20 protein-coding genes and 2 tRNA genes are annotated in these 25,279 nt (G+C 62.8%); 7 read left to right on the top strand and 15 right to left on the bottom strand.

All coding sequences use genetic code 11. The features are described 5' to 3' along the window. Window positions 1-3 precede the first annotated feature (3 nt). The 12 genes from QCE79_RS08250 to QCE79_RS08195 all read right to left on the bottom strand — a co-directional run bounded on the left by QCE79_RS08250 (window position 4) and on the right by QCE79_RS08195 (window position 12,843). The gene (locus tag QCE79_RS08250; RefSeq protein ID WP_309843278.1) at window positions 4-453 is read right to left on the bottom strand and encodes a DUF2147 domain-containing protein; all 450 of its coding nucleotides are present in this window, start codon (window positions 451-453) and stop codon (window positions 4-6) included. Between the two features lie 111 nt (window positions 454-564). After that, window positions 565-1,353, bottom strand: a complete 789-nt coding sequence (gene surE / locus QCE79_RS08245; protein ID WP_309843277.1) for a 5'/3'-nucleotidase SurE — start codon at window positions 1,351-1,353, stop codon at window positions 565-567. Between the two features lie 108 nt (window positions 1,354-1,461). Then, window positions 1,462-1,707, bottom strand: coding sequence for a hypothetical protein (locus tag QCE79_RS08240; protein WP_244825389.1), 246 nt, complete (start codon window positions 1,705-1,707; stop codon window positions 1,462-1,464). 191 nt (window positions 1,708-1,898) lie between these two features. Then, window positions 1,899-2,807, bottom strand: a complete 909-nt coding sequence (locus QCE79_RS08235; RefSeq protein ID WP_309843276.1) for a DUF1571 domain-containing protein — start codon at window positions 2,805-2,807, stop codon at window positions 1,899-1,901. Window positions 2,808-2,832: 25 nt separating this feature from the next. Continuing rightward, on the bottom strand, window positions 2,833-4,578 hold the full coding sequence (locus QCE79_RS08230; RefSeq protein ID WP_309843274.1) for an AMP-binding protein: 1,746 nt from the start codon (window positions 4,576-4,578) through the stop codon (window positions 2,833-2,835). Between the two features lie 145 nt (window positions 4,579-4,723). Next, entirely contained in the window at window positions 4,724-6,031 is a 1,308-nt protein-coding gene (locus tag QCE79_RS08225) for an acetyl-CoA C-acetyltransferase (RefSeq protein ID WP_309843273.1), read from the bottom strand. Beyond that, window positions 6,028-6,924, bottom strand: a complete 897-nt coding sequence (locus QCE79_RS08220) for a MaoC/PaaZ C-terminal domain-containing protein (protein ID WP_309843272.1) — start codon at window positions 6,922-6,924, stop codon at window positions 6,028-6,030. The genes QCE79_RS08225 and QCE79_RS08220 overlap by 4 nt, the downstream gene beginning before the upstream one ends. A gap of 3 nt (window positions 6,925-6,927) precedes the next feature. After that, on the bottom strand, window positions 6,928-8,355 hold the full coding sequence (locus tag QCE79_RS08215) for a 3-oxoacyl-ACP reductase (protein ID WP_309845254.1): 1,428 nt from the start codon (window positions 8,353-8,355) through the stop codon (window positions 6,928-6,930). Between the two features lie 41 nt (window positions 8,356-8,396). Then, the gene (locus tag QCE79_RS08210) at window positions 8,397-10,901 is read right to left on the bottom strand and encodes an acyl-CoA dehydrogenase (protein WP_309843270.1); all 2,505 of its coding nucleotides are present in this window, start codon (window positions 10,899-10,901) and stop codon (window positions 8,397-8,399) included. Window positions 10,902-11,002: 101 nt separating this feature from the next. Further along, window positions 11,003-12,223, bottom strand: a complete 1,221-nt coding sequence (locus tag QCE79_RS08205; protein WP_244825382.1) for an MFS transporter — start codon at window positions 12,221-12,223, stop codon at window positions 11,003-11,005. Window positions 12,224-12,532: 309 nt separating this feature from the next. Next, window positions 12,533-12,619: transfer RNA gene (locus QCE79_RS08200), tRNA-Leu, on the bottom strand. 137 nt (window positions 12,620-12,756) lie between these two features. Then, window positions 12,757-12,843 (bottom strand) — tRNA-Leu (locus QCE79_RS08195). A 256-nt stretch (window positions 12,844-13,099) separates the two neighbouring features. Between QCE79_RS08195 and rnr the strand changes: the two genes are divergently transcribed. From rnr to rpiA, 5 genes are all read left to right on the top strand, one after another. Beyond that, entirely contained in the window at window positions 13,100-15,562 is a 2,463-nt protein-coding gene (gene rnr / locus QCE79_RS08190; protein ID WP_309843268.1) for a ribonuclease R, read from the top strand. 99 nt (window positions 15,563-15,661) lie between these two features. Next, window positions 15,662-16,405, top strand: coding sequence for a 23S rRNA (guanosine(2251)-2'-O)-methyltransferase RlmB (rlmB, locus tag QCE79_RS08185; RefSeq protein ID WP_244825380.1), 744 nt, complete (start codon window positions 15,662-15,664; stop codon window positions 16,403-16,405). Between the two features lie 7 nt (window positions 16,406-16,412). Then, window positions 16,413-17,237, top strand: coding sequence for an N-acetylmuramoyl-L-alanine amidase (locus QCE79_RS08180; protein ID WP_309845251.1), 825 nt, complete (start codon window positions 16,413-16,415; stop codon window positions 17,235-17,237). A 1-nt stretch (window position 17,238) separates the two neighbouring features. Next, the gene (locus tag QCE79_RS08175; protein ID WP_244825379.1) at window positions 17,239-17,634 is read left to right on the top strand and encodes a SirB2 family protein; all 396 of its coding nucleotides are present in this window, start codon (window positions 17,239-17,241) and stop codon (window positions 17,632-17,634) included. A 56-nt stretch (window positions 17,635-17,690) separates the two neighbouring features. Next, window positions 17,691-18,383, top strand: coding sequence for a ribose-5-phosphate isomerase RpiA (rpiA, locus tag QCE79_RS08170; protein WP_250465012.1), 693 nt, complete (start codon window positions 17,691-17,693; stop codon window positions 18,381-18,383). 75 nt (window positions 18,384-18,458) lie between these two features. Here the strand turns inward: rpiA and QCE79_RS08165 are convergent, their stop codons facing one another. The 3 genes from QCE79_RS08165 to QCE79_RS08155 form a co-directional block, all read right to left on the bottom strand. Beyond that, entirely contained in the window at window positions 18,459-19,859 is a 1,401-nt protein-coding gene (locus QCE79_RS08165) for an undecaprenyl-phosphate glucose phosphotransferase (RefSeq protein ID WP_244828053.1), read from the bottom strand. Between the two features lie 29 nt (window positions 19,860-19,888). After that, window positions 19,889-20,635: a Crp/Fnr family transcriptional regulator gene (locus QCE79_RS08160; RefSeq protein WP_244825377.1), complete on the bottom strand. Its 747-nt coding sequence runs from the start codon at window positions 20,633-20,635 to the stop codon at window positions 19,889-19,891. Between the two features lie 975 nt (window positions 20,636-21,610). Continuing rightward, window positions 21,611-22,651, bottom strand: coding sequence for a DUF1839 family protein (locus QCE79_RS08155; protein WP_309843267.1), 1,041 nt, complete (start codon window positions 22,649-22,651; stop codon window positions 21,611-21,613). Window positions 22,652-23,073: 422 nt separating this feature from the next. Here QCE79_RS08155 and QCE79_RS08150 point away from each other — a divergent pair, with 422 nt between their 5' ends. Beyond that, window positions 23,074-23,598, top strand: coding sequence for a GNAT family N-acetyltransferase (locus tag QCE79_RS08150; protein WP_244825375.1), 525 nt, complete (start codon window positions 23,074-23,076; stop codon window positions 23,596-23,598). Between the two features lie 123 nt (window positions 23,599-23,721). Beyond that, window positions 23,722-24,873, top strand: a complete 1,152-nt coding sequence (locus tag QCE79_RS08145; protein WP_250465008.1) for a glycosyltransferase family 4 protein — start codon at window positions 23,722-23,724, stop codon at window positions 24,871-24,873. Window positions 24,874-25,279 lie beyond the last annotated feature (406 nt).

Raw genomic sequence — 25,279 nt, 5'->3', positions numbered from 1 at the left:
AGATCACTGACGCAACCATGTCTGCGAGCGCCCCAGGAGCGACACGCCGATATACCCGCGCACCACGAGTTTCTGTCCGCCGTCCTCGAGCTTCATCTTGCACTTGTAGAGCTTGCCGTTTTCAGGGTCGAGAATCTGCCCGTCTTCCCAGGTGTCGCCGTTCTGCCTGAGACCGGTGATGATGGTCATGCCTTTCACCAGTTGATCGCGCCGCTCGTCGGTGCAGGCCGTGCAGCGCCGCTCCGGATGATCGAATTCGCCGATGCCGCGCACCACGCGGCCCGACAACTGGCCGCTGCCGTCGTCGACGATCTGAATGATCGCCTTCGGCTTGCCCGTGGCATCGTCGATAGTCTGCCATGTGCCAACGGGCGTAGGCGCTTGCGCAAACGCGCTTGCCGCCGACAGCGCCAAGAGCGCAGCGGCGCATGCGCGGCTGATCGCACGCTTCATAGGGTGTCTCCTTTTTCTAATCGTCATCCCGCGCGCTGGTACGGCGGGTCGCGTCAGCATACGAGAAAGCCGTATCTGCGTCTGAGAGGAAACGTTCTAGCCAACAACGCGCTACCGTGCGCCGCGCAAGCCGGCTTCGAGCGTGGCGAAGGTGCGGGCGTCGGTGCGATCGAAATTGAGCGGCGTCACCGCAATGCGTCGGGCCGCCACGTTCGCCGTCTCGGTGTCGGGCGCATTCTCACGTGCGCCGCGTTGAAAGCGTAGCCAGTAGTAATCGAGACCGCGCGGGTCGACTTCCGCGATGACGTCGATACCTTCCACGAGCCCGGCGCCTTGCCGCGTCACGGTAAGCGGACCGGCGGCTTCTGCATCGCAATCGGGGAAATTGACGTTGAGACACGTCGGCGCGTCGTGCGAGATGGCGAGCAACTGACGGATCACGCCGGGCGCGAGCGCGCTCGCCGTGTCCCAGCGCACGTTGTCGCGATCTGAAAATGTCTGGCTCAACGCGATGGACGGCAAGCCGAGCAGCAAGCCTGTCATGGCTGCGCCGACCGTGCCGGAAAACATGGTCTCGACGCCAAGATTCGCACCGCGATTGATGCCGGAAAGCACGAGATCGGGCGGTGCGTCTTTCATGAGATGGCGCGCGGCCATCACGACGCAATCGCCGGGTGTGCCTTGCACGCCGAAGCGCCGTTCGCCCTGACGCGACACGCGCAACGGCGAATGAAGACTGATGGAGTGCGACGTGCCGCTCTGATCGTGCTCGGGTGCGATCACCCAGACTTCGTGCGCGATTTCGCGGGCGACGGCTTCGAGCACGGCAAGGCCGGGGGCGTCGATGCCGTCGTCGTTGGTGAGCAACACACGTTGAACGATGGGTTCAGTAGCGGACATCGCGAATCACTCCTTGGTCGGTTGTGAATGGGATCAACCGATTATTACAGAGATCGCGACGCCGAATGAGTGTCGAGCGCGTGCCAAGCGCGTGCCAAGCGCGCGTCTTTAGCGGACGCCCAACCCGCGCAATACGGCATTGCCGTCTTCGGTCAGCCGGACTTTCGGTGCGCCCGCTTCGGGAGACACGATTTCGACGTAGCCATATTCCTGCAACGAAGCGACATCCGGCGTCGCGGCCATGGCGTCGATCGGCGCGTGCAAAAGCAAAAGCAGCGTGGCGATTTCGTGATGGCTGAGCAGCCGTTTGATGGCCCGCACGGGCGCCGAAGCGGAAGCTAAACGGAGGTTCATGGACCGAACTCCTTGGTTGTTACATGACGATTCTGGGCGCCGGTGACATCCGGCAGCCGACGTTGATGTCGATGAAGTCCGGCAAGGTTAGAAGCCGATTCTTAGGCGAAACTTAAAATTAACCGATGCCGGGAAATCGCGCTTGTTACAGCGTGTGTCGTCAAGTCAGCGAGCACTTCAGAGCGCCGCCATCAGAAGCGATAGTCGGGATTTTTCGGGTCGAACGTCAGGTCGTCGAAGGGCTTGGGATCGATGCGTTCGAGCACGATGCTTTCGAACTGCTCGCCGTCGTTATCGAACGATTCGATGCTGCGCAAAAGCGGACGCGTCAGATCGAGACCGAGCACTTCGCGCTTGGCGTAGAAGTCGGGCTGGCCGCTCGGCGTATCGTAGGTGAGGGCGACGACGCGCACACCGTCGATAGTCCGCACATCGACGCTGGCCGGCCGCGTGATGCCCGCTTCGATGAAGCGGCGGCTTTCGTCGATGAAACGCTGCGTAATGGCGTCGATGCTGAGTTCGCGGATCGAATGATTCGACTGCGCGCGCGCAAAGGCGCCGTCGATCTTCGTCCACATCGGCACCACGCCGAACAGCCCGCCCAGATGCCCGTATAGCTCACGGGGACGCGTCGAATCGTCGTAGATGATCTCCTGGCCCGCATGCGCGCCGTCGGGCAACCATTTGGCGTAGATGCGCAGCGGTTCGCGCGTCACGCGCACGAGCATGTGGTCGGCGCGCTTCGGCCATTTTCCCTTCACGCGTTCGCGCCGCCACATGGTGAATTCGCACGATGCAAAGCGGTGCGTGCCCGCGCTCAAGTAACGCGGCAGCGTGTGAGGATCGAGCGACTGGAAGAGTGCGACGAGTTGCTCGTCGTCGAGCGCCGCAAGCTCGCCGCTCGCCGCCGCGCTGGTCAGCCACGCAACCTGCTGATCGGCATCGAGCGTGGCGACGCGGTCCGCGCCAACCTGTGCGTACGCGTGCGATTCGAACAGCGCGAACATCGCGAGCAGCAGAAAACACAGGCTCGCATAGGCGAGCCGCCAGTTCGTGATGCGGCGCAATTGCACTGACGGCACTGGCGGCACTGGCGGCATGAGTTCTCCGATTGGACCAGTGATGCTACTCCTTAAGCTTCGCGCGTTCAGCATCGCGTAATTCGCGTCGCAAAACCTTGCCGATGGTCGAAAGCGGCAGCGAATCCCGAAACTCCACGAACGCCGGCATCTTGTAGCCCGTCAGATGTAAACGGGCGAAGGCGAGGACTTCTTCCACGGTGAGCGTGGCGTCGCGCCGCACGACGAACACCTTCACGCGTTCGCCCGTCACCGCGTCGGGCACGCCGATAGCCGCCGCCGAGTGCACTTTCGGATGCGCCGCGAGCACGTCCTCGATCTCGTTCGGATACACGTTGAACCCGGACACGATCATCATGTCCTTCTTGCGATCGACGATACGAACGAACCCGCGCGCGTCCATTACGCCGATGTCGCCGGTGGCGAGCCAGCCGTCCGCGCCGATAATCCGCGCGGTCTCGATAGGCCGATTCCAGTAGCCTTTCATCACTTGCGGGCCCCACACGCAAAGCTCGCCGCGTTCGCCGATGTCGGCCCATACGCCGTCTTCGCGGCGCATGCGCACGAGCGTGGAAGGCACGGGCAGACCGATGCTGCCATCGAAAGCCATGTTGTCTTCGACACCGATGGGACTCGCGCACACAAGCGGCGAGCATTCGGTGAGCCCGTAACCCTCGGTGATCGACAAGCCCGTGAGCTTCGCGAAGCGTTCGGCGACGCCGCGTTGCGTGGCCATGCCGCCCGACATCGCAAGCTTGAGCGCGGAGAAGTCGCGCGCGCGGAATTCGTCGTTGTCGAGCAGCGCGTTGTAGAGCGTGTTGAGCGCGCTGATCGCGGTGAAGTTCTCACGGCGCAGCGCGCGCATGAACGTGCTGAGATCGCGTGGATTGGCGATCAGCACATTGCGCGCGCCGATGCCGAGGAACACGAGCGCATTCATCGTCAGCGAATAGATGTGATAGAGCGGCAGCGGCGTGACCACCGTTTCGGCGCCATCGACGAGCCTCGCGCGCGCCCACGCAAGCGCCTGCATCACGTTGGCGATGACATTGCGGTGCGTGAGCATCGCGCCCTTCGCCACGCCCGTGGTCCCGCCGGTATATTGGATGAAGGCGATATCGCCGTGCCCGATGCGCACCGGTTCGAACTTGCGCCTGGCGCCGCGCGCGAGTGCCTGCCGCAAGCCGACCGCCTCGGGCAGCGAGTACGCGGGCACGCTCTTCTTGACGTGACGCAGAAAGAAATCGATTGCCTGACCCTTGAGGTTGAGGCCGTCGCCGAGCAAGTCGCCGAGCGTGCTCACGATCACATGGCGGATGCGCGTGCCGCGCTGCGCGCCCTGCAATGTCTTCGCGAAAGGCTCCGCGACGACGATGGTCTGCGCGCCGCAATCCTTCAACTGATACGCGAGTTCGCGCGCCGTATAGAGCGGATTCACGTTGACGACGATCGCGCCCGCCGCAAGCGCGCCGAAGAGCGTCACGGGATAGGGCAGCGAATTGGGCATCATGAGCGCGACCCGATCGCCGGGTTTGACGCCGAGTTCTTGCAAATACGAAGCGAACGCCAGCGCCTTATCGCGCAGCGCGCCGAACGTGAGTTCGGAGCCGAGGCTCACATAAGCGACGCGATCGCGAAAGCGCTCGACGGCTTGATCGAAGAAATGCGTGAGCGAACGGTAACGCGACGGATCGATATCGCGCGGCACGCCCGCCGGATACGAGGCATGCCAAATGCCATCCGTGCAATGCGGCTCGACAGCCCCGCGCGGCGATGCCGGTGCCGGACTCATGGTTTGTCTCCGTTGGCGCGGGTTGTATGCGCCTTATGTTTGTCATGCTGCTTTGTGTTCTGCTGTGCTTCGTGCTTCGTGCTTCGTGCTTCGTGCTCGCGTTGCGTCGGCTACGTGCGTTGAGGGCCGCGAGCGTCTCGCGGCTTCAGCGTTCCAGTATCGCGACGATGCCTTGTCCGCCCGCCGCGCAAATCGAGATCAGCCCGCGCGTGGGACGGCCATCGCCGCGAGCGGGCGCATGGCTCAACATCTTCGCGAGCGTGCCGACGATGCGTCCGCCTGTCGCCGCGAACGGATGCCCGGTCGCGAGCGAACTGCCGTTCACGTTCAGACGCGCGCGGTCGATGCTGCCTGGCGCCTGCCCGAGTCCGAGCACGGTTTCGCAATACTCTTGGTCTTCCCATGCGGCGAGCGTGCATAGCACCTGTGCGGCGAAGGCTTCGTGAATCTCGTAAAAGTCGAAGTCCTGCAAGGCGAGGCCGGCGCGCGAAAGCAGCGGCGGGACGGCGTGGACGGGCGCCATCAAGAGACCTTCGCGCTTGTCGAAGAAATCGACTGCCGCCGATGCCGACAAACTCAAGTACGCCTGCACCGGCAAGCCGCGTTCGGCGGCCCATTGTTCCGATGCGAGCAGCACGGCCGACGCGCCATCGGTGAGCGGCGTCGAGTTGCCGGCGGTGAGCGTGCCCGCATCGCGATCGAAGACAGGCTTCAGTTGCGCGAGCTGATCGAGCGAAAGCTCGGGCCGCAGCGTGTTGTCGCGCGTCTGGCCTTTGTACGGCGTCATCAGGTCGTTGAAGAAGCCGCGCTCGTACGCCGCCGCGAGCTTGAGATGACTTTCCCGCGCGAGCGCGTCCTGCGCTTCGCGCGAAACCTTCCAGCGCTTGGCCATCAGTTCGCAATGCTCGCCCATCGAAAGACCGGTGCGCGGCTCGGCGTTACGCGGCAGCGTCGGCCTGAAGAACATGCCGGGCCGCAGTTTCGCGAGCGCGCCCACGCGCTGGCCCGCCGTCCGGCTGCGATTGGCTTCGAGCAAAATCTTGCGCATGCGCTCGTTCACGCCGATGGGCGCGTCCGACGCCGTATCCACGCCGCCTGCAATACCCACGTCGATCTGTCCGAGCGCAATCTTGTTGGCGACTAGAATCACCGTTTCGAGGCCGGTGGCGCAGGCCTGCTGAACATCGTAGGCGGGCGTTTCCTTCGCCAGCGTGGTCGAGAGCGCGGCTTCGCGCGTGAGATTGAAATCGCGCGAATGCTTGACGACCGCGCCCGCCGCGATCTCGCCGAGACGCAGGCCGTGCAGATCGTAGCGATCGACGAGACCTTGCAGTGCGAAGGCCAGCATGTCCTGATTCGATGCCGTCGCGTAAGCCGTATTCGAACGCGCGAACGGAATCCGGTTGCTGCCAATGATCGCGACTCTGCGCCCGAGGTTCGAAGACGTGCTCATGGCAGCTCCCATTCGAACTCGCCGCGCAAATGCGGCCGGTCGCCGGCGAGATCGCGCACTTCGAAGGCGCGCGCGGTGGACGAGGGCGCCGCGCTCCACAGCGTCGCGTCGCCTGGAAGAAAGAGCGGCAGCTTGAAGTCGCCGTGCGCGTGACCGGATGCGAGCGTCTTCACCGGATGCAGCGCCGCGAGCGTGCGCGCAAGCGTCCACATGCCGTGCGCGATGGCGCGCTGAAAGCCGAACGCCTTCGCGCTCAACGCATGCAGGTGAATGGGATTGAAGTCGCCGGAAGCCTTCGCGTAGTCGCGGCCCAGTTGCGCGGGAAGCTGCCAGCGCGCTTCGCGTACGAGGAGCGGCGTACTGGTCTCGATGGCATCGGCGACGGGCGCGGTGGCTGCGGTCTTCACGCCGCGTTTCAGATAGACGCTGTCGCCATCCCACACGGCCTCGCCGCGCCGGTAGATGCGCGTATGCAGCGTGAACGCCTGGCCTTTCGGATGCGGCACGAGCGGTCCGCATTCCACTTCGATCCGCAAGCCCTGACCCGCGAGCAGCGGCCGGCGCAAATGCACGCTGTTCGACAGATGCACGACGCCGAGCGCCGACCAGGGAAACGACGGATCGGTAAGCATCATCAGATGCAGCGGAAACGCGAGCACATGCGGGAACGTGAGCGGCACGCCGTGCTCGGGGATGAAGCCGCATACGCGCGCATACCGGCCGATATGTTCGGGGTCGAGCCGCACGTCGGGGCGAATCAGGCGTAGCGCGGGCAGATCGGTTGCGTGGCCGCGCCGGAACAGGCCCGGCAGCAAGCGGCCATAGAGCTTTGCGGGCGACGGCAGCGTATCGACGACGACGGTGCGCGGGCGGGGCATCGTGGAGACGTGCATCCGTCAGGCTCCGACGAGGCTCTGGCCGCAGACGCGCACCACCTGGCCGGTCACGCCCGCGCTGCCGGGACTCGCGAGCCATGCCACGGTTTCGGCGACATCGACCGGCAAGCCGCCCTGGCCCATCGAGTTGAGCCTTCGTCCGGCCTCGCGCACGCCGAATGGCATGCGCGCGGTCATTTGCGTTTCGATGAAGCCCGGCGCCACCGCGTTGATGGTAATGCCGCGTGCCCGCAGTATCGGCGCCATGCTCTGCACGCGCCCGATCACGCCGGCTTTCGAGGTGGCGTAATTGGTCTGGCCGCGATTGCCCGCAATGCCGCTGATCGACGACACCGCGACGATGCGCCCGCCCGCGCCGATCACGTTCTGCGCGAGCAGGGCTTCGTCCATGCGTTCCTGCGCGAGCAGATTGATGTCGATCACGCTGTCCCACATCTCTGCGCTCATGCGCGCGATGGTCTTGTCGCGCGTGATGCCCGCGTTATGCACGACGATATCGATGCCGCCCGACGCCGCAAGCGCGGCCGCGAGTTCGGCGGGCGCTTCGGGCGATGCGATATCGGCATAGAGCGCGGTATGCGCGCCGTTAGAAGGCGACGCGTCTTCTATGCCGAGCATGGTCTGATCGAGCGCGTCGCGCGCGGCGGCCACGTCGAGCCCGGTGACGATGGCGCCGTGCGCCGCGAGCACCGCCGCAATCGATGCGCCGATGCCGCGCGCCGCGCCCGTCACGAGCGCGCGCTTTCCGGCGAGCGGCGCGGCCCAGTTCGCGGGCGAGGGCGCCGCGCCTTCGAGATGCACGACTTGCCCCGACACATATGCCGAACGCGGCGACAAAAAGAAGCGCAGCGCGCCTTCGATGGAAGCCTGCGGACTCACGCGCAGTAGATTCGCCGTGCTGCCGTTGCGCGCTTCCTTGCCGAGCGAGCGCGTGAGACCTTCGAGCGCGCGCTGCGCGGTCGCCGCACGCGGATCGCTCAAAGCGCCGGGCGGGCGGCCGAGCACGACGATTCGGCCGCTTCTGGCAAGCGAGCGCAGCGCGTCGTGGAAGAAGGCGTAGAGCGCATGCAGTTCGCTGCTTTCGACAATGCCGGTGGCATCGAAGATCAGCGCTTGGACGCGGTTGGCGGGGCTGGAATCGGTGGCGCGCGCCTCGAAACGCCCGCTCATCGCGCCATGACGGCTTGCCACGGCGAGCCATCCGGACGCGCTGTCATGCGCGATGCCCGTCATGCCGATGCCGGACAACACCGCGAGGAGGTCGTCGAACAGTGCCGGCGACGGTCCCGCGCCGATGGCCGCCATACCGCCGAACTCGGCTTCGCCTGCGCGCAGGCGGCGCAACGCTTCGGGGCGCGGCAGCCCGAGCGAGCGGGCGATGCTCGTGCCGAAGGGCGAATTGACGAAGTCGAGGTAGCGGTCTTTCATCGATTGGCACGCGGTCGTCGGCTGGGTAGTGGGCTTGGACATCAGGCGACCGTTTCGGGCATTTGTTGCTCGATCTCGGCGCTGCGCTTTTGCAATGCTTCGAGGATACCGAAGTCTGCGGAAAAATCATCGACTTTCACGGCTTCGCGCGCAAGCGATGCCCATTCTTTGAGCAGAGCCGCCTCGCTCGTATCGATCAATCCGAGCGCGGTCGCTTGCCGCGCCCAGGCTTCGATCTCGTCCGGGCTTTGCGGCAGAGGAGCGGTCTTGCCGGATTTCACGGCGTCGCGCAGGCGCGCTTCGAGTGCGACGACGGCGGGCGTGAGCGCGAGCAATTTCTCGCCGACCGCGATCGGATCGTCCTCGAGCGCGGACACGTGCGAGCCTTCGACAAGGCGGCTGCGCGCATCGCCGGGCGTCTGCATCAGGAGCGCGACGTCGTTGCCGAGAGAGTCCGTGCTGGGTGTGTGCGGCAGGCCGAACGGGAACGCGAAGACGCGCAAGAAGGCCGCGGCGGCGCGGTTCGGATAGTTGGCGAGCAAGCCGTCGAAGGCAAGCCGCGCCTGATACAGCGCGTCCTCCACGCCCCAGCGCACGAGCGGCAAGTCGCTTTCCGGGCGGCCGTCGTCCTCGAAGCGCTTGAGCGTCGCGGAGATCAGATAAAGCTGCGCGAGGATGTCGCCCAGGCGCGCGGACAGGCGCTCGCGACGCTTGAGCTCGCCGCCGAGCGCGAGCATCGAGATATCGGCGAAGAGGGCGAACGCGCTCGACAGTCGTGTCGCGGCGCGATAGTACGGGACGAGGCGCGCGTCGGCCTGTGCGGGTTTGCGGATCGACACGCCGCCGCCGAGCGCGTAGACGAGGCTGCGGATCGCGTTGGACGCGAGAAAGCTCGCATGACCGAAGAAGGCCGCGTCGAAGTCGGTGAGTGCGCGTTTTGCGTCGGGCTCGCGCGTGGCCGCCATCTCCTTGAGCACATACGGATGACAGCGAATCGCGCCCTGTCCGAAGATGATCAGGCAGCGCGTCAAAATGTTCGCGCCTTCGACGGTGATCGAGATCGGCATCTGCTGATACGCGCGCGCGAGAAAATTCGACGGCCCCATGCAGATGCCCTTGCCCGCGACCACGTCCATGCCGTCGTTGATCACTTTGCGCGCGCGCTCGGTGATGTGATATTTCGCGATCGCCGAAATCACCGAGGGCTTTTCGCCGAGATCGACGGCCTGTGCCGACAGGCGGCGCGCCGCATCCATCACGTACAGATTGCCGCCCATGCGGCCGAGCGCTTCCTGAATGCCCTCGAAGCGTCCGATCGACGTCCGGAACTGGCGGCGCGCGGCGGCATAGGCGCCGGTGCCGCGCACGGCGAGTTTGGCCATGCCGACATTCGACGACGGCAGCGAGATCGCGCGGCCCGCCGCGAGACATTCCATCAGCATGTGCCAGCCGCGTCCGACCTGTTCGCGTCCGCCGATAACCCATTCCATCGGGATGAAAACGTCTGTTCCCCAGTTCGGGCCGTTCTGGAACACGGCGTTGAGCGGCCAGTGACGTCTGCCGATATGCACGCCGGGATGCGTCGTCGGAATGAGCGCGCAGGTGATGCCGGGCGCTTCGTTGCCGCCGAGCAGACGTTCGGGATCGAGCGCGCGAAAGGCAAGGCCGAGCACGGTGGCAATCGGTCCGAGCGTGATGTAGCGCTTGTTCCAGGTGACGCGAAAGCCGAGCGTCTCGCGGCCTTCGTGCATCGCGCGGCAGACGACGCCGACATCGGGAATCGCAGCGGCGTCGGAGCCGGCATACGGACTCGTCAGCGCGAAGCAGGGGATTTCATCGCCGCGCGCGAGGCGTGGCAAGTAGTAGTTCTTCTGTTCTTCGGTGCCGTAATGCAGCAGCAATTCGGCGGGTCCGAGCGAGTTGGGCACCATCACCGAGACCGCCGCCGCCGACGAATGCGTCGACAGCTTCATGATGACTTGCGAGTGCGCGTAAGCGGAGAACGCCTTTCCGCCGTACTGCTTCGGAATGATCATGCCGAGAAAGCCCTTCTCCTTGATAAAGGCCCAGGCTTGCGGCGACAGATCCTGCCAGATCGTCGTGGTGTCCCAGTCGTTGGCGATGTCACAGAGATGGGCGCATTCGTTGTCAACGAAGCTTTGTTCTTCCGGCGTGAGTCTTGGCGCGCCGTGAGCGAGGAGCGAGTCCCAGTGCGGGCGGCCGGAAAAGAGTTCGGCGTCCCACCAGACCGTGCCCGCTTCGATGGCGTCGCGTTCGGTGGCCGACATCTGCGGCAGGATCTTTTGAAATACGCCCAGCACCCGCCGGCTGATGAGCACGCGGCGCAACGGCTTGATGGAGAGGAGAAGCGCCGGAAGCACGAAGACGATGGCCAGCAGCGCGGTGACTATCGGCCCGACGATGCCGGTGAATGCGCCCGCCGCGACCCAGATCGTGAGCGCCGCGAGCCAGGCGACGGCGGGCGCTTGCACGAAGGTCAACGCGCCAGCGACAAGGAGGAAAGCGATGACGAAGAGGGCGAGCATCACGGGTCTCCGAAGCGGCGGTGGTTCGGAGGAGCAGCACGGGGCGTGCCGAATGCGTCGGCATCGCCCTCTAAAATAGCTTGTGGCGCCCGATGGCTCGCTTACGTCTGCGCCGCCACTTCCTCCGCCGAGCGCGTCATATCGATACCCCTACGCTCGCGGCTGAAGAAGATCAACGCGGCGATCACGACAGCGACGGTTCCCGCAACGATCGCCATTGCCGTGCCGTAGTCCTTGCCGTGTGCCTCGGCGATCGATGCCTGCATCGTCGCATTGACGGCCGCCAGCAGGTTGCCGAGCTGATAAACGAGCCCCGGAAACGTCGCGCGAATCTCATCCGGCGAAATCTCGTTCAGATGCACTGGAATCACGCCCCACGCGCCCTGCACGGAAATCTGCATGAGGAACGCGCCGATGGCGAGCATCACCGGGCCTGTCGAGAACGCCCATAGATACAGAACCGGCAACGCGATCAGCGCGGCGATGAAAATCGCCACGCGCCGTCCGATCTTCTCGGAAAGCGACCCGAAAAAGAGTCCGCCGACAATCGCGCCGATATTGAGCACGATGGTAATCAGCGAAACCGTGTGCGGGTCGAAATGATGCTGTTCGCGCAGGAAGGTCGGATACAGATCCTGCGTGCCATGCGAGAAAAAGTTGAACGCGGTCATCAGGACGATCGCGTAAAGCGAGAGCTTCCAGTTCTGCTTGAGCGTGGCGAGCAGACCCGGCCGCTTGCGCTTTTCGAGCGCGCGCCACGCGGGCGATTCCGGCACGTGCGCGCGCACATAGAGCACGAGCAGCGCGGGCGCGACGCCGACAAAGAACATCCCGCGCCAGCCGACGAACTGATAAAGCACGCCGAATACGATCGACGCGAGCAAGTAGCCGCTCGGATATCCCGCCTGCAGCAAGCCCGAGACGAAGCCGCGCGAGGAAGGCGGCACGGTTTCCATCGTCAGCGCGGAGCCGACGCCCCATTCGCCACCCATCGCGACGCCGAAGAGAAAGCGCAAGATCAGCAAAGTCGTGAGATTCGGCGATAAACCCGAGAGCAATTCGAGCAGCGAATAAATCGCGATGTTGATCATCAATGTCGGACGGCGGCCGAATTTATCCGCGAGCCGCCCGAAGATCAACGCGCCAAGCGGACGCGCCGCCAGCGTAAGCGTAATGGCAAAGGCCACCTTGGGAATGCCGGTATTAAATTCGGCGGCGATGTCCTTCAATATGAAGACCATCAGAAAGAAGTCGAATGCGTCGAGTGTCCAGCCCAGGTAAGCCGCAATCGTTACGTTTCGTTGTTCGCGCGTCCAACTCATTGCCGTGGTCTCCGTTCGATTAATTGATTGGCTTGCCTGGCGAGCGGCGAGGCCGGACAGGCAGGGCCGCAGGCACGCTGAGTGTACGCCCGTGTTTAATTAGCTGCAGGAGGTCAAGAAAGCGCGTGGCACGAATAAGCGCGATTAAATCGTGATCGTAAGCGCGAATGATTCGAATCGATTCGAATCAACAGAAGATCGAATAGACGACGTAAGAAAATTGAATAGGATTTGAAAAGAAAAGGCGCGGAAACAAAAAACCCCACGCGTCGATTCGTGGGGTTGTTTGCAAAACGCTGAAAGAGACCTTGGTGCCCAGGAGAGGACTCGAACCTCCACGGTGTTGCCACCGCTAGGACCTGAACCTAGTGCGTCTACCAATTCCGCCACCTGGGCCAAGGGGTACAGCGAGCCCGCTATTCTAGCGGTAACGGTCGCCGTGTCAACCAACTGCGCTTTTATGGAGCGCCGCCGGAAGCAGGACTTCCGCATAAAAAGAAAAAGCCACCCGAAGGTGGCTTTTTCAAACATCTTGGTGCCCAAGAGAGGACTCGAACCTCCACGGTGTTGCCACCGCTAGGACCTGAACCTAGTGCGTCTACCAATTCCGCCACCTGGGCAAGGGTGCGTGTACTGCGTTTTTGTGCTTCGTGAGCAGCAAAGAACGCCATTATATCGACCGGATTGCGTCTGTCAAGCATTTCCATTCGACGATTCGCAGCGCGAGCGTGATCCTCGCCGCGGCACGCTCAAGCGCCTGCACGCCTCATGAGGGCCCGAATACGGGTGTTAGAATGATCCGCAACGATGCCCGCCATTGAAGGCTGCAAAGTTCCGCGAAAGTCCATCTAAACGAGAAGAAAGACGATCAAGCCCTTGAGCAAATATCCGTATCCGATTCCCAGCCGCGAAGAGATTCTCGGCGTGCTGCGCACGAGCGAGACTCCGCATGCCGCGAACGACATCGCCGAGGCATTGTCGATCAAGCGCCAGGAGCGCGAAGGATTTTTCAAGCGACTGGCGGCCATGGAACGCGACGGGCAAATCCGCCTCGACAAGCGCGGTCACTACCAGCTCACGCATCCTTCGAACTTCGTTGCAGGCCGCGTGCAAGGTCATCGCGATGGCTTCGGCTTCCTGATCCGCGACGACGGCCAGGACGATCTCTTCCTTCCCAATGGCGAAATGCAGAAGGTCATGCACAACGACCGCGTGCTTGCGCGCATCGTCGGCTTCGACCGGCGCGGCCGGCCGGAAGGGCATATCGTCGAGGTCACGGACCGCGCGAACAAGCGCATCATCGGTAGGCTCATCAACGAGAATGGCGCGTTGATTCTCGTGCCGGAAGACAAGCGCATCGGTCACGACATTCTCATCACGCAGAACCCGAAGAAGGCGAAGGTCGGGCAAGTGGTTTCCGTCGATCTCACCGATTTCCCGAGCCGTCATTCGCAGCCGCTCGGCCGCGTGGCCGAAGTGATCGGCGATATCGACGATCCCGGCATGGAGATCGAGATCGCCGTGCGCAAGTACGGTGTGCCGCACGAATTCAGCGACGCCGCGCTTGCCGCCGCCGCGAAGCTGCCCGACGAAGTGCGTCCGGTGGACATACGCCATCGCGTGGACTTGCGCGATGTGCCGCTCGTCACGATCGACGGCGAAGACGCCCGCGACTTCGACGATGCCGTGTATTGCGAGCCCATCTCCGTGGGCCGCGGTTCGGGCTTCCGGCTGCTCGTGGCGATTGCGGACGTGTCGCATTACGTGCGCCCGAACGAAGCACTCGATGTCGACGCGCTCGACCGCAGCACGTCGGTGTACTTTCCGCGTCGCGTGATCCCGATGCTGCCGGAGAAGCTCTCGAACGGTTTGTGTTCGCTGAACCCGAACGTCGACCGTTGCGTGCTCGTGTGCGACATGGTCATCACCGCGCGCGGCGAAATCAAGGCATATCAGTTTTATCCTGGCGTGATGCATTCGGCCGCGCGTCTCACCTACACCGAAGTCGCCGCGGTGCTCACGAACACCAAGGGACCGGAAGCCGCGCGCCGCGCCGACATCCTGCCGCAATTGCAGGATCTCTACGGCGTCTACAAGGCGCTGCACGCCGCGCGTCAGAAGCGCGGCGCAATCGATTTCGACACCACCGAGACGTATATCGTCGTCAACTCGCAGGGCAAGATCGAGCAGATCGTGCCGCGTCATCGTAACGACGCGCATCGGCTGATCGAGGAATGCATGCTGGCGGCCAACGTCTGCGCGGCGGACTTTTTGAAGCGTAACAAGCATCCGGGCCTCTACCGCGTGCATGCGGGACCGACCGAGGAGAAGCTCGAAAACCTGCGCACGTTCCTGCGTGGCGTCGGTCTCACGCTGACGGGCGGCGCGAAGCCTCACGCAAGCGATTACGCTGCGCTGATCGCTCAGATTCGCGACCGGCCCGACGCGCAGATGCTCCAGTCGATGGTGCTGCGCTCCATGCAGCAAGCGGTGTATAGCCCGGACAACATCGGTCACTTCGGGTTGGCTTACGAGGCGTACGCGCACTTCACGAGCCCGATTCGCCGCTATCCCGACTTGCTCACGCATCGCGCCATTTACGCCATTTTGCAGGGCAAGAAGTATCTGCCCGAAGTGGGTCACGACACATCGCTTAGCACCGGCCTCACGAAAGCCGCGCGCGAGATGCAGAAGAACGACGATCAGTCGCGCGGCCGTTCGCGCAACAACGTCGCGATTTGGGAAGAACTCGGGCTGCATTGTTCGTCGAACGAACGTCGCGCCGACGAAGCCTCTCGCGATGTCGAAGCCTGGCTCAAGTGCTATTTCATGCGCGACAAGCTCGGCGAGGAATACGGCGGCATGGTGAACGGCGTGACGTCGTTCGGCATCTTCGTGCAACTCGATTCGCTGTTTATCGAAGGGCTCGTGCATATCACCGAACTGGGCTCGGATTACTTCCAGTACGACGAGATCAAGAACGAACTGCGCGGCGAACGCACGGGTATCCGGTATCGCATGTCGGATCGTGTGCGCGTGCAGGTGGGCCGCGTCGATCTCGATGCGCGCAAGATCGACTTCCGTCTCGTGCGCGACACGCCGGTGAAGCCGCCGGCGCCGCGTCCGTCCGCGAATGCGGGCGCCGAGCATGCATCGGGCGGCGATGCGGGCGGTCCGCGCATCCGCGCTTTCGACGACGACGTCACCGGCACGCGTACGCGTGGCGGCACGAAGAAGGGCGCGGCGGTGGCGTCGGCCACGCGTGGTGGCGCGGCCAGAAAGCGTGGCGTGGCGTCGAAGTCATCCGCGCAGGGCAGGCCGGCGCGCAAGAAACGATAAGACGCGCTTCAGGGCGCTAGCTGGCAATCGCGCGGTCCGACGCCACGAGCTTCGGACCGCGTCATGCTTTTATGGATTTCACGAAGGTTTGGATCAGTCATGTCACGTCTCAAGGTTCTATACGGTTTTCACGCAGTGACCGCGCGTTTGCGTGCGGATGCATCGTCGATCGAAGAGGTCTTGTACGACCCTTCGCGCAAGGACCGGCGCATGCAGGATTTTCTGCGGACCGCGAAGGAAGCGGGCGTTCGCCTGATCGCAGCCGAGGAATCGCGCTTGTTCGGGCTCGCGGGCACCATTCAGCATCAGGGCGTGGTGGCGCGCGGGCAAGACTTGCCGCTCGCGCAGAATCTGGCCGAATTGCTCGATGGCGTGACCGGCACGCCGCTTCTGCTGGTGCTCGATGGCGTTACCGATCCGCATAATCTCGGCGCGTGTCTGCGTGTCGCCGATGCGGCGGGCGCGCATGCCGTGATCGCGCCGCGCGACCGTTCCGCCGGGCTGAACGCAACGGCGGCGAAGGTGGCGAGCGGCGCGGCGGACAGCGTGCCCTACATCACCGTGACGAATCTGGCGCGCGCGCTGCGCGAATTGAAGGATGCGGGCGTGTGGGTGATCGGCACGGCGGGCGAGGCGTCAGCGAGTCTCTTTGAAACGAAGCTGGACGGCCCGGTGGCTATCGTGGTGGGCGCGGAAGGCGAAGGCATGCGCCGTCTCACGCGCGAGACGTGCGACGAGATCATGAATATCCCGATGGCCGGCGCGGTGGAAAGTCTCAATGTGTCCGTGGCGAGCGGGGTTTGTTTATTCGAGGCCGTGCGGCAGAGAAGTGTGAAGAAGTAACGTGCCAATGTTGTCCCGCCTGACCGCCCTGATCTGCGCCTGTGCGCTCACCGCCTGCACCACCACCATGATCGACCGCGGCACCTACCTCGCCGACACTCAGCACCACGCAAAAGGCGCCGATTCCCGCGTGCGCTTTCTCGTCATGCACTACACCGAGATCGACGAAGCGAAGTCTCTCTCGGTCCTGACCGGCGATCAGGTGAGCGTGCATTACGTCGTCCCCGATGCCCCGCGTATCGAACGAGGCGAGCCGGTCGTCTATCAACTCGTGCCGGAAGACCAGCGCGCGTGGCACGCCGGGCTGAGTTACTGGCAAGGCGCGACGGAACTCAACGCTTCGTCCATAGGGATCGAGAACGTGAATCTCGGGCCCATCGACACGCCGTCCGGCCGCGGATGGCAACCTTATCCGCCCGCGCAGATCGACGCGCTCATCGAGCTGTCGCGCGATATCGTCACGCGCTATCGCATTCCGCCGACGCGCGTCGTCGGCCATAGCGATATCGCACCGCAACGCAAGATCGATCCCGGTCCGCTTTTTCCGTGGCACACGCTTTACCAGGCGGGCATCGGCGCATGGCCCGACGATGCCACGGTCGCCGCGCATCTCGCCGGCCGTGCGCCGAAGGCGCCCACGGATGTCCGCGCGCTTCAGGAAAAGCTCAAACGTTACGGTTACGATGTCGCCACCGACGGTGTCCTCGACGAAAAAACGCGCCGCGTCTTCGGCGCGTTCCAGATGCACTTCCGCCCGTCGGACTACGCGGGCGACGCGGATGCCGAAAGCGACGCTATCGCGTCCGCGCTCATCGACAAATATCTGCCCTGACATGAGCGACTACTTTCTGCCGCTTCGCGCGCTCCATATGACCTGCGCGGGACTGAGCATCGCCGGTTTCTTGCTGCGCTGGATCTGGATGCTCGCGGATTCGCGTCTCTTGCAAAAGCGCGCGGTAAAAATCGTCCCGCATATCGTCGATACCGTGCTGCTCGTCTCGGCCATCGCGCTCGTCGTCATCATCGGCTTCGACGCGAATGCCGCATGGCTCGCAGCGAAGATCGCGGGCCTCGTCGTCTATATCGTGCTCGGGACGTTTGCGCTCAAACGCGGCCGCACCAAAACCTCGCGGGCAATCTTCGGCGTGCTCGCCATCGTCGTCTTCGCGTTCATCGCTTCGGTGGCGCGCACGCACGATCCGCTCGGTTTCCTGCACGCGTTCGCTTAGCGGAGCAAGATGCTCCCTTGGACTCGAATTCTCACCTCGAAAGCAGCAACACCATCATGACTCAGGACGAACTCAAGCAACTGGTCGGCCAGGCCGCCGCCGATTATGTCGACGCGCAGGCGCCCGAAGGCTGCATCATCGGCGTTGGCACGGGGTCCACCGCTAATTGCTTCATCGATGCGCTCGCAAAGTCGAAAGCGCGTTATCGCGGCGCGGTATCGAGTTCGCTCGCGACCACGGCGCGCCTCGAAGCGCATGGCTTCAAGGTGTTCGATCTCAACGAAATCGAAAACTTGCCCGTGTACGTGGACGGCGCCGATGAAATCGACGGCAGCGGCGCGATGATCAAGGGCGGCGGCGGCGCGCTCACGCGCGAGAAAATCGTCGCGTCGGTGTCGGACGTGTTCGTGTGCATCGCCGATGCAAGCAAGCGCGTCGACGTAATGGGCAAGTTCGCGCTGCCCGTCGAAGTCGTGCCGATGGCGCGCACGGCTATCGGCCGCAAGCTCGTGACGCTCGGGGGCGTGCCGATCGTGCGCGTGACGCTGGACGGTTCACCCTTCATCACGGACAACGGCAACGAGATCATCGACGTGAAGGGGCTTTCCATCACCGACCCGCGCGCGCTCGAAGCGCAGATCAACGCGTGGCCGGGCGTCGTGACCGTCGGACTGTTCGCGGCGCGCGGCGCGAATGTGTGTTTGCTGGGCACGGAGAAGGGCGTCGAACGTATCGACTACGCGGCATAAAAAACCGCTCGAAGGCAGCACGCTCAAACAAAAATGGCCCGGAATGTCCGGGCCATTTTTTATCCAAAGGCAAAATTAGAACGCGTTACGTCCGATAAAGCCCTTGAACATGGTCATCGCGACAATCTTGATGTCGAACCAGAACGACCAGTTGTGGATATAGAACAGGTCGAACTTCACGCGGCTCTGCATCTTCTCGACTTTTTCTGTCGCGCCACGATAGCCGTTCACCTGCGCCCAACCCGTAATGCCCGGCTTGATGCGGTAACGGAACATATAACCGTAGACGAGATCCTTGTACAAGTCGTCGTGTTCGAGCGCGTGCGGGCGCGGGCCCACCACCGACATATGTCCGAACAGTACGTTCAGGAACTGCGGCAGCTCGTCCAGACTCGTGCGGCGCAGGAATGCACCGATCTTCGTCACACGCGGGTCGTTGCGCGTTGCCTGGGTCACGTGGCCGCTCGTTTCCTTGTGCACGGCCATCGAACGGAACTTGTAGATGCGGAACGGCCGTCCGTCAGCGCCCTTGCGGTTCTGCGTGAAGAAAACCGGTCCCTTCGAGGTAGCCTTCACCGCGATCGATATGCCGATCATGAGCGGCGACAGCGCCAAGAGCGCGGCGGCCGCGAACAGGCGGTCGAACAGCATCTTCGGCCACATTTGCAGCGTGCTGACCGGCGAGGTCGTCAGGTTGATGGTGGCGAGCCCGGCGACATCCGTCATCGAATGATTGAAGAGCGAGATGCTGCGGGTGTCTGGAATCAAACGCAGATTCACGAAGTCATGGCGCAGCGCGTGCACGAAGCGGTAGATGGTGTGCTCTTGCGAAAGCGGCAGCGCGAGCCACACTTCGTTGATCTCTTCACGGCGCACTTTCTCGACGAGTTCGTCGAAGTCGTTGAGCACCGGCATGCGCATGGAAGCGCCCAGCGTGCTGCCTACGCCGCTCGCGTGCAATTCCTCGTCGCCGGTCGTATCGAGCAGGCAAACCGGCGTAAAACCCTGTTCGGGCGTGCTGCTGAGGTGCGCGAGCAAGGTGCGCGCGAAACCCTGCGCGCCGACGATCGCCACCGTGCGCTGGTTGAAGCCGCGGCCACGCATGGCTCTAAGGCTCAGATAGACCGCGCACTTCGCGACGACGATCAGCGCGCCGGAAATCAGCGTGGAATAAGCGAACCACAGACGCGAGACCAGATCCATCCGATGCAGCGTGAACGCCAGCAAAAGCGCCGCCGCCGCCACCGCGACCCAGGCGAGCGTCACGCGTGCGAGCATCACCGGCAACGGCTTGCCGCGCCAAGCTTCGTAGACGCCGAACGCCGGAAACAGCAAGAGGGCGAGCACGCAATTGAACGCGATCAGCAACTTTTCGACATCGCTGAAATCGAGCGAGGAGAAGCGCATGAAGTGCGCAATCACCCCGCCTGCGATGATCAGGAACACGTCGAGACAACGTGCCGAGCGGGCGAACATATCGCGATTTTTAGTTTGCATCTGCATTATCAGGCGCTGGGAACAGAGACGTTTTCCTGCACGCGCATGCGCGGCAGCAGGCGGTCGAATTCGCGCTTCACGAGGCCGTAGCACTCGCAGGCGCGGGCTTCGAGCCCTTCGCGGTCCACCACCTTGATACAGCCGCGGCTGTGATGGATGAGGCCCGCATCGTGCAGCTTGCCGGCTGCTTCGGTCACGCCTTCACGGCGTACGCCCAGCATATCGGCAATTAATTGTTGCGTCACTTGTAGTTCGTTGGACGCCGTACGATCGATTTCGATCAGAAGCCAGCGGCAAAGTTGCTTATTGAGCGAATGATGGCGGTTGCATGCGGCCGTCTGCGCGACTTGCGTGAGCAGCGCTTGCATATAGAGAAGCATCAGGCGGCGCAGGAAGTCGGAACGCGCGAACTGGTCGCGCAGGGCTTGCGCGCTCATGCGATACGCGAAGCCGGGGCACTGCACTTGCACGCGCGTCGGCATGGTTTCGCCGCCCGTGAGCACCGGCACGCCCGTCATGCCTTCGCGGCCGACCGCCGCGATTTCGACGGAACCGCCATCTTCCATGGTATGCAGCAACGAGATGATGGCCGTCGTCGGGAAATAGACGTGATGAATGCGCTGGCCGGAATCGCACAGCAGCTGTTCGGTGCGCAATTGAACGAGCTCGAGATGCGGAGTCAGTGCTTGCCATTCGTGCGCCGGAAGCGCGCCAAGCAAATGGTTGCCGTGCAGGTCGGACTGGAGGGTCAGCATGGTTGTTCTCTCGTAGCTCGCGCAGTGCGCTTCACTCTTTTATTTACTGATGTGAACGTTATCCAACACATTCCGTCCTTCACATCAGCCCCGTAGCTCCTGTGTCGCGCATGAGTTGATTTGGTTGATTGCGTCGATCGGGTGGCGACACTCTTTTAGCGAGGACTGTGCCAATGCGGCGAGCGTCAATGTGGGCGGGGCCTCAGTGCAAATCCGCCGTTTGTGATGCAGTGCAGCGAAGCGTTTTTGTTTCAGTTTTGAACATTGCTGGTCTTAGGAATACGTATGCGACCCAATACGTAGCATTGTTGCGATCCCCCCGAATGAAGGATTGGTCATATCGCATTACCGCGCGACAGGGCTCTTGGGGAGACATCAGGTTGCAAACCTTCCCTCTTTCGTAGGGAGTTTGAAAATTGATTCATCCGTGTTCCATCGGCTTCGTGGGCAAGCGAACGTGCATTCGTGGATGATTCGCTTGCTTATCCGCAAAGCCTTGCTGCGTATGTCTTTGCGACATGCAAGCCGTGCATGGTCGTGATTCGCGTTCAAGGGCAAAACGTTGCGGCTCTTGCGCGATGTGGAAACCTCACGCGATAAGCATCACGGTGAACGATCTTCATGTCGGCCGTGATGGCTTACATCGGCCCATACGAGGCTTGCACAGCATGCTTCAACGAACATCATCACGATGATTCAGCGTAAAACGTTTGCGTGACAATTGATGGTTTGGTGCTTTGCGACAACGCCGGATTACGCGGAGGGAAGAATTCAGAAATGTTTCATCGAGGACAACTTCGAGCGCTTGTGTGTCGCGTGAAGCGTTGAACACAGCGCAAAGCAGCGTGAGATTTGACTAACACACTTGGCGTGCCATGTCGCCGAGAGATTGGAGCAAGCAGAAAACCCCTTGAAATAAGGCTCGAAATGAGGGCGCCGCAAAGGGCGCATCTCATGAATCATGCTATGAAATGTTCAACAGACGATAGCGGCGAGAGGCGGCACTACGCGCGAATACGCATCTTCGAGAACATCGAAAGAGGCTTCGCAAAGCTCGCGATGTTGTCGTGAAAGCGAGCGAGCGAGACGGCATTGCATGACCATGGTCTCGCTTGCGATCTTGCGGGCGCTGGTATGCGTTTGCACGGGTATGTCGAAGCCTTGCTCGCGCATCCATTGCAGGTAGTGCGCAAGCAGTTCGAAGTTCGCGCCGAGCTGTCGCATTACGTTTGCGAAGTAGAGCTGCGTGTAAGCGTCACCGCGCGCGAGCATGGCATCGACATGTTCGGGAAAGGCAGCACGCCAGCGCGTGATCGGATTGTGCAAAGGACGTCGCAGCAAATGCGCGCACAACAGATCGGCCGATGCTTCCGCCAAGGCCGTTCCGGTAAGCGGTTCACGTACACGCTTGACGAACTCGACATGCGGGAAAAGTGTCGCGGCCAACGTGCCTGCGTCGCTGGCGGGCAAGCCCAGCACGCCGTTGTAGTCATCGCCATCGAGCAGATGGTAGCCCGTGTGATGAAAGTAGCCGAGACGCCGCGCATTGGGATCGATCACATCGATACCGATAGTCGTCTTCGCATGCTCGCGATGGTAGGAAGCCGACCGCGTGTCGGGCAAGAAGAACGCATCCGTTTCGATCAGCACGGTGTTTGCGCGGCGCGTCTGCACGAGCGCGCGTTCTTCGAGCGAATGGAAGATCGAAAGCTCCTGCACTTGCAGGCCGTAAAGCTTTTCGATGTCTTCCGGTGTCATGCGGCCGAGCGTGAACTGGTCGTCCTCGAAGTCTTGCGCGACGCTATACGCGAGTGCCGCGCGCGGTTCGAGACCATTGCCATGCAGAAGCTCGATCCAGAGATCGACGGGTCCCGCGCCGTCGCGCCAGATGCGCTCGCCACGATGCAACGCATGCGCGTGATGCCGCCGCGCGCGCAGGCGCAAGGGGTCGAGTTGCACGACGCGCGAACGGCCTGCGTCGGAACCCGTCACACCGCCGGTGTGGAACGCGCTCATGCGTTGACCTCTGAGCAGTAAGGACGGCGTCCGATACCGCCCGTGCGGTCGGGCATGCAGTCATTTTTGCTTTCGTTTTTTTGCGCGCCCGAGTCGCGGTCGACGGCGGTAAGCATCTCGATTTTCCCATGAAGGTGCCGCATGAAGCGAGCGCTATCGGTGCATGCGAATGCACGAAATCGCGCCGGGTGCACGGTTGCATGCACTTATGGGCGGCGAACGGTGCATCGCGGCCCGTGTATGCGGTTTTAGGTTCGAAGGCGTCTTTTTCCCCGAGACGCCTTGCGTGCGGTTGGCCTTATTTGACGGGGCTGCAAGGGCTATCGTCGGTGCGCCGCCGCACGGAATGTTGGCTCACCGGGACGTAACGTGTGATGGTCGCCACGCCGGTTTTATCCGGCCCGAGCATGGAGAATAAAACGATGAACTGGAAAGCCCTTGATTTCGAACAGCTCACTGCGCGAGAGCTTTATCTGATTCTGCGCGCACGCAGTGCGGTGTTCGTCGTCGAACAGTCGCATGTGCACCTCGATCCCGATGGCCGCGATGAAAGCGGCGTGCATGTCTTCGCAGCCGAAGACATGACTCGTTCGATGCCCGTGCTCGCCTATGCGCGCATTCACGAAGGCGATGCCGAAGACCCGGAAGTTGTCGTCGACAAGATCTTGACGAGCCCGCTGCGTCGCGGCGATGGCACCGCGCATGCGCTCATCGAACGCGTGCTCGAAGTGACCGCGGAACGTTGGCCCGGACGCGGCGTGCGTCTCACGGCGCCTGTGAGTCTGCGCGGCTTTTACGAAGCGTTCGGCTTTCGCAAGACCGAAGGTCCGTTCCTCGAACACGGCATGCCGTACATCGGCCTGACGCGAAAGAGCCGTCAGACGGCGCGCGAAACGGCGAGCGCCAGCAAGGCGCAACTGCACGCCAACACCTACGAGTTGCTGTAAGCAGCTTTGCGCGCGCTGCTTGGCCGTTAAGGCGGCGCGCGCGATCTAACGAATTCCACGCTGTAAAAACGAAAGGCAATCCAGGACACGCGCGCCGACCAAGGTCGCGCGTGCCGAACCCACATGCGAATAGTCCATCTAGCCAACCACGCACAGACGATTGGCAACGGCACCGTCAACATGATGGTGGACCTCGCCTGCATGCAGGCGCGCATGGGGCAGGAGGTAATCGTGGCGTCATCCGGCGGCGGATTCGAGCCGCTCTTGCGACGTCACGGCATCACGCATATTCCGTTGCAACAGTCGCGCCAGCCTTGGCGCGTCCCTTCGATGATCGCGGGCTTCAATCGCCTTATCGACCGATTCGATCCCGATATCGTGCACGCGCACATGATGACGGGCGCATTGATCTCGCGGTTTGGCAGCATGCGCCGCCGCTTCGCGCTCGTCACGACCGTGCACCATGAATTGCAGAAGAGCGCGTCGCTAGTGCGCTCGGGCGATCGCATGGTCGCCGTGAGCGATGCGGTCGCGAAGGATCTCGTCGCCCGCGGTATCGGGGCCGAGCGGCTTTCGGTCGTGCGCAATGGTGCGATAGGCGCGCCGCGGCTCGTGTGCCGTCCCGCGCCGAAACCCCTGCGTTTGAAGCATCCGAACGTAGTTTGCGTGGCGGGGATGTATCGAAGAAAGGGTATTACCGATTTGCTGCATGCATTCGCGCTGTTGCGCGAGCAATCGATGCACGACCGGGAATTCATACCGGAGCCGCATCTGTACCTGGTAGGCGACGGGCCCGATCGCAGCGCGATGGAAACGCTCGCCGCCGAGCTAGATCTGGGCGCGACGGTGCATTTCACCGGCTTCGTCGCGGACCCGCGTCCGTATCTCGCCGAAGCCGATGTCTTCGCGTTGCTGTCGCTCCAGGACCCGAGTCCGCTCGTGATCGCCGAGGCGCGCGAGGCAGGGTGCGCGATCGTTGCCACGCGTATCGGCGGTATCCCCGAATTACTCGATGGCGGCGCGGCGGGCGTGCTCGTGCCCGATGGAAATCCGGCCGAGGCGGCGGCGAAACTGCGCTGGCTGCTGCTCGACTCGCAGGCGCGCGGCCAACTGTCGGCGCGCGCGCGACAGAATCTGCATCAGCTTTCAGTCGAGCGCGTAAGCAACGAATACCTGACGATCTATCAGGAAACGCTCGCGGAACGCGCTTCGCAACGGCCGCGTGCGATGCCGGTCGGCCCGCGTCGCACGCGCGCGCCCGATGGCGCCGTATGAGCGAATAGACCGACGAATGAACTAAGTGGTGCACGACGAAAACGCGCATACGTACCGCATAAAGCGCGCGAGTGTCATACAAAAAGGGTATCGAATCGGGCGAGCGTTCGCGGTCGCACAGAACGCATACGAGATGCTTGCTCAAATGCTTGCATGACCGGTTCGCATTTCGGACGGACCGCAAAAAAACGCTCGCGCCGCGCTGCGACGTCGCCATTCTTCAGTTTCCCTGACGAATGCCGGCGCGCGCGCGGCGCGAGTGCAGCACTCAGGGCATGCAGCAAGAAGGGCGGCGACGTGGCGATTGCACCCCGTCAGAGGGAATACCCTGTCAGGAAATTCCCAACTGGTTTTCGGTGCAACGAAGACGCAACGTATCAGGCACGACGACCGGACCAGTCGGTTG

The organism is Caballeronia sp. LZ003 (assembly GCF_031451465.1).
Taxonomy (GTDB): domain Bacteria; phylum Pseudomonadota; class Gammaproteobacteria; order Burkholderiales; family Burkholderiaceae; genus Caballeronia.
The sequence above is the reverse complement of the archived record's forward strand: the minus strand, read 5'-3'. Positions and strand labels throughout refer to the sequence as shown.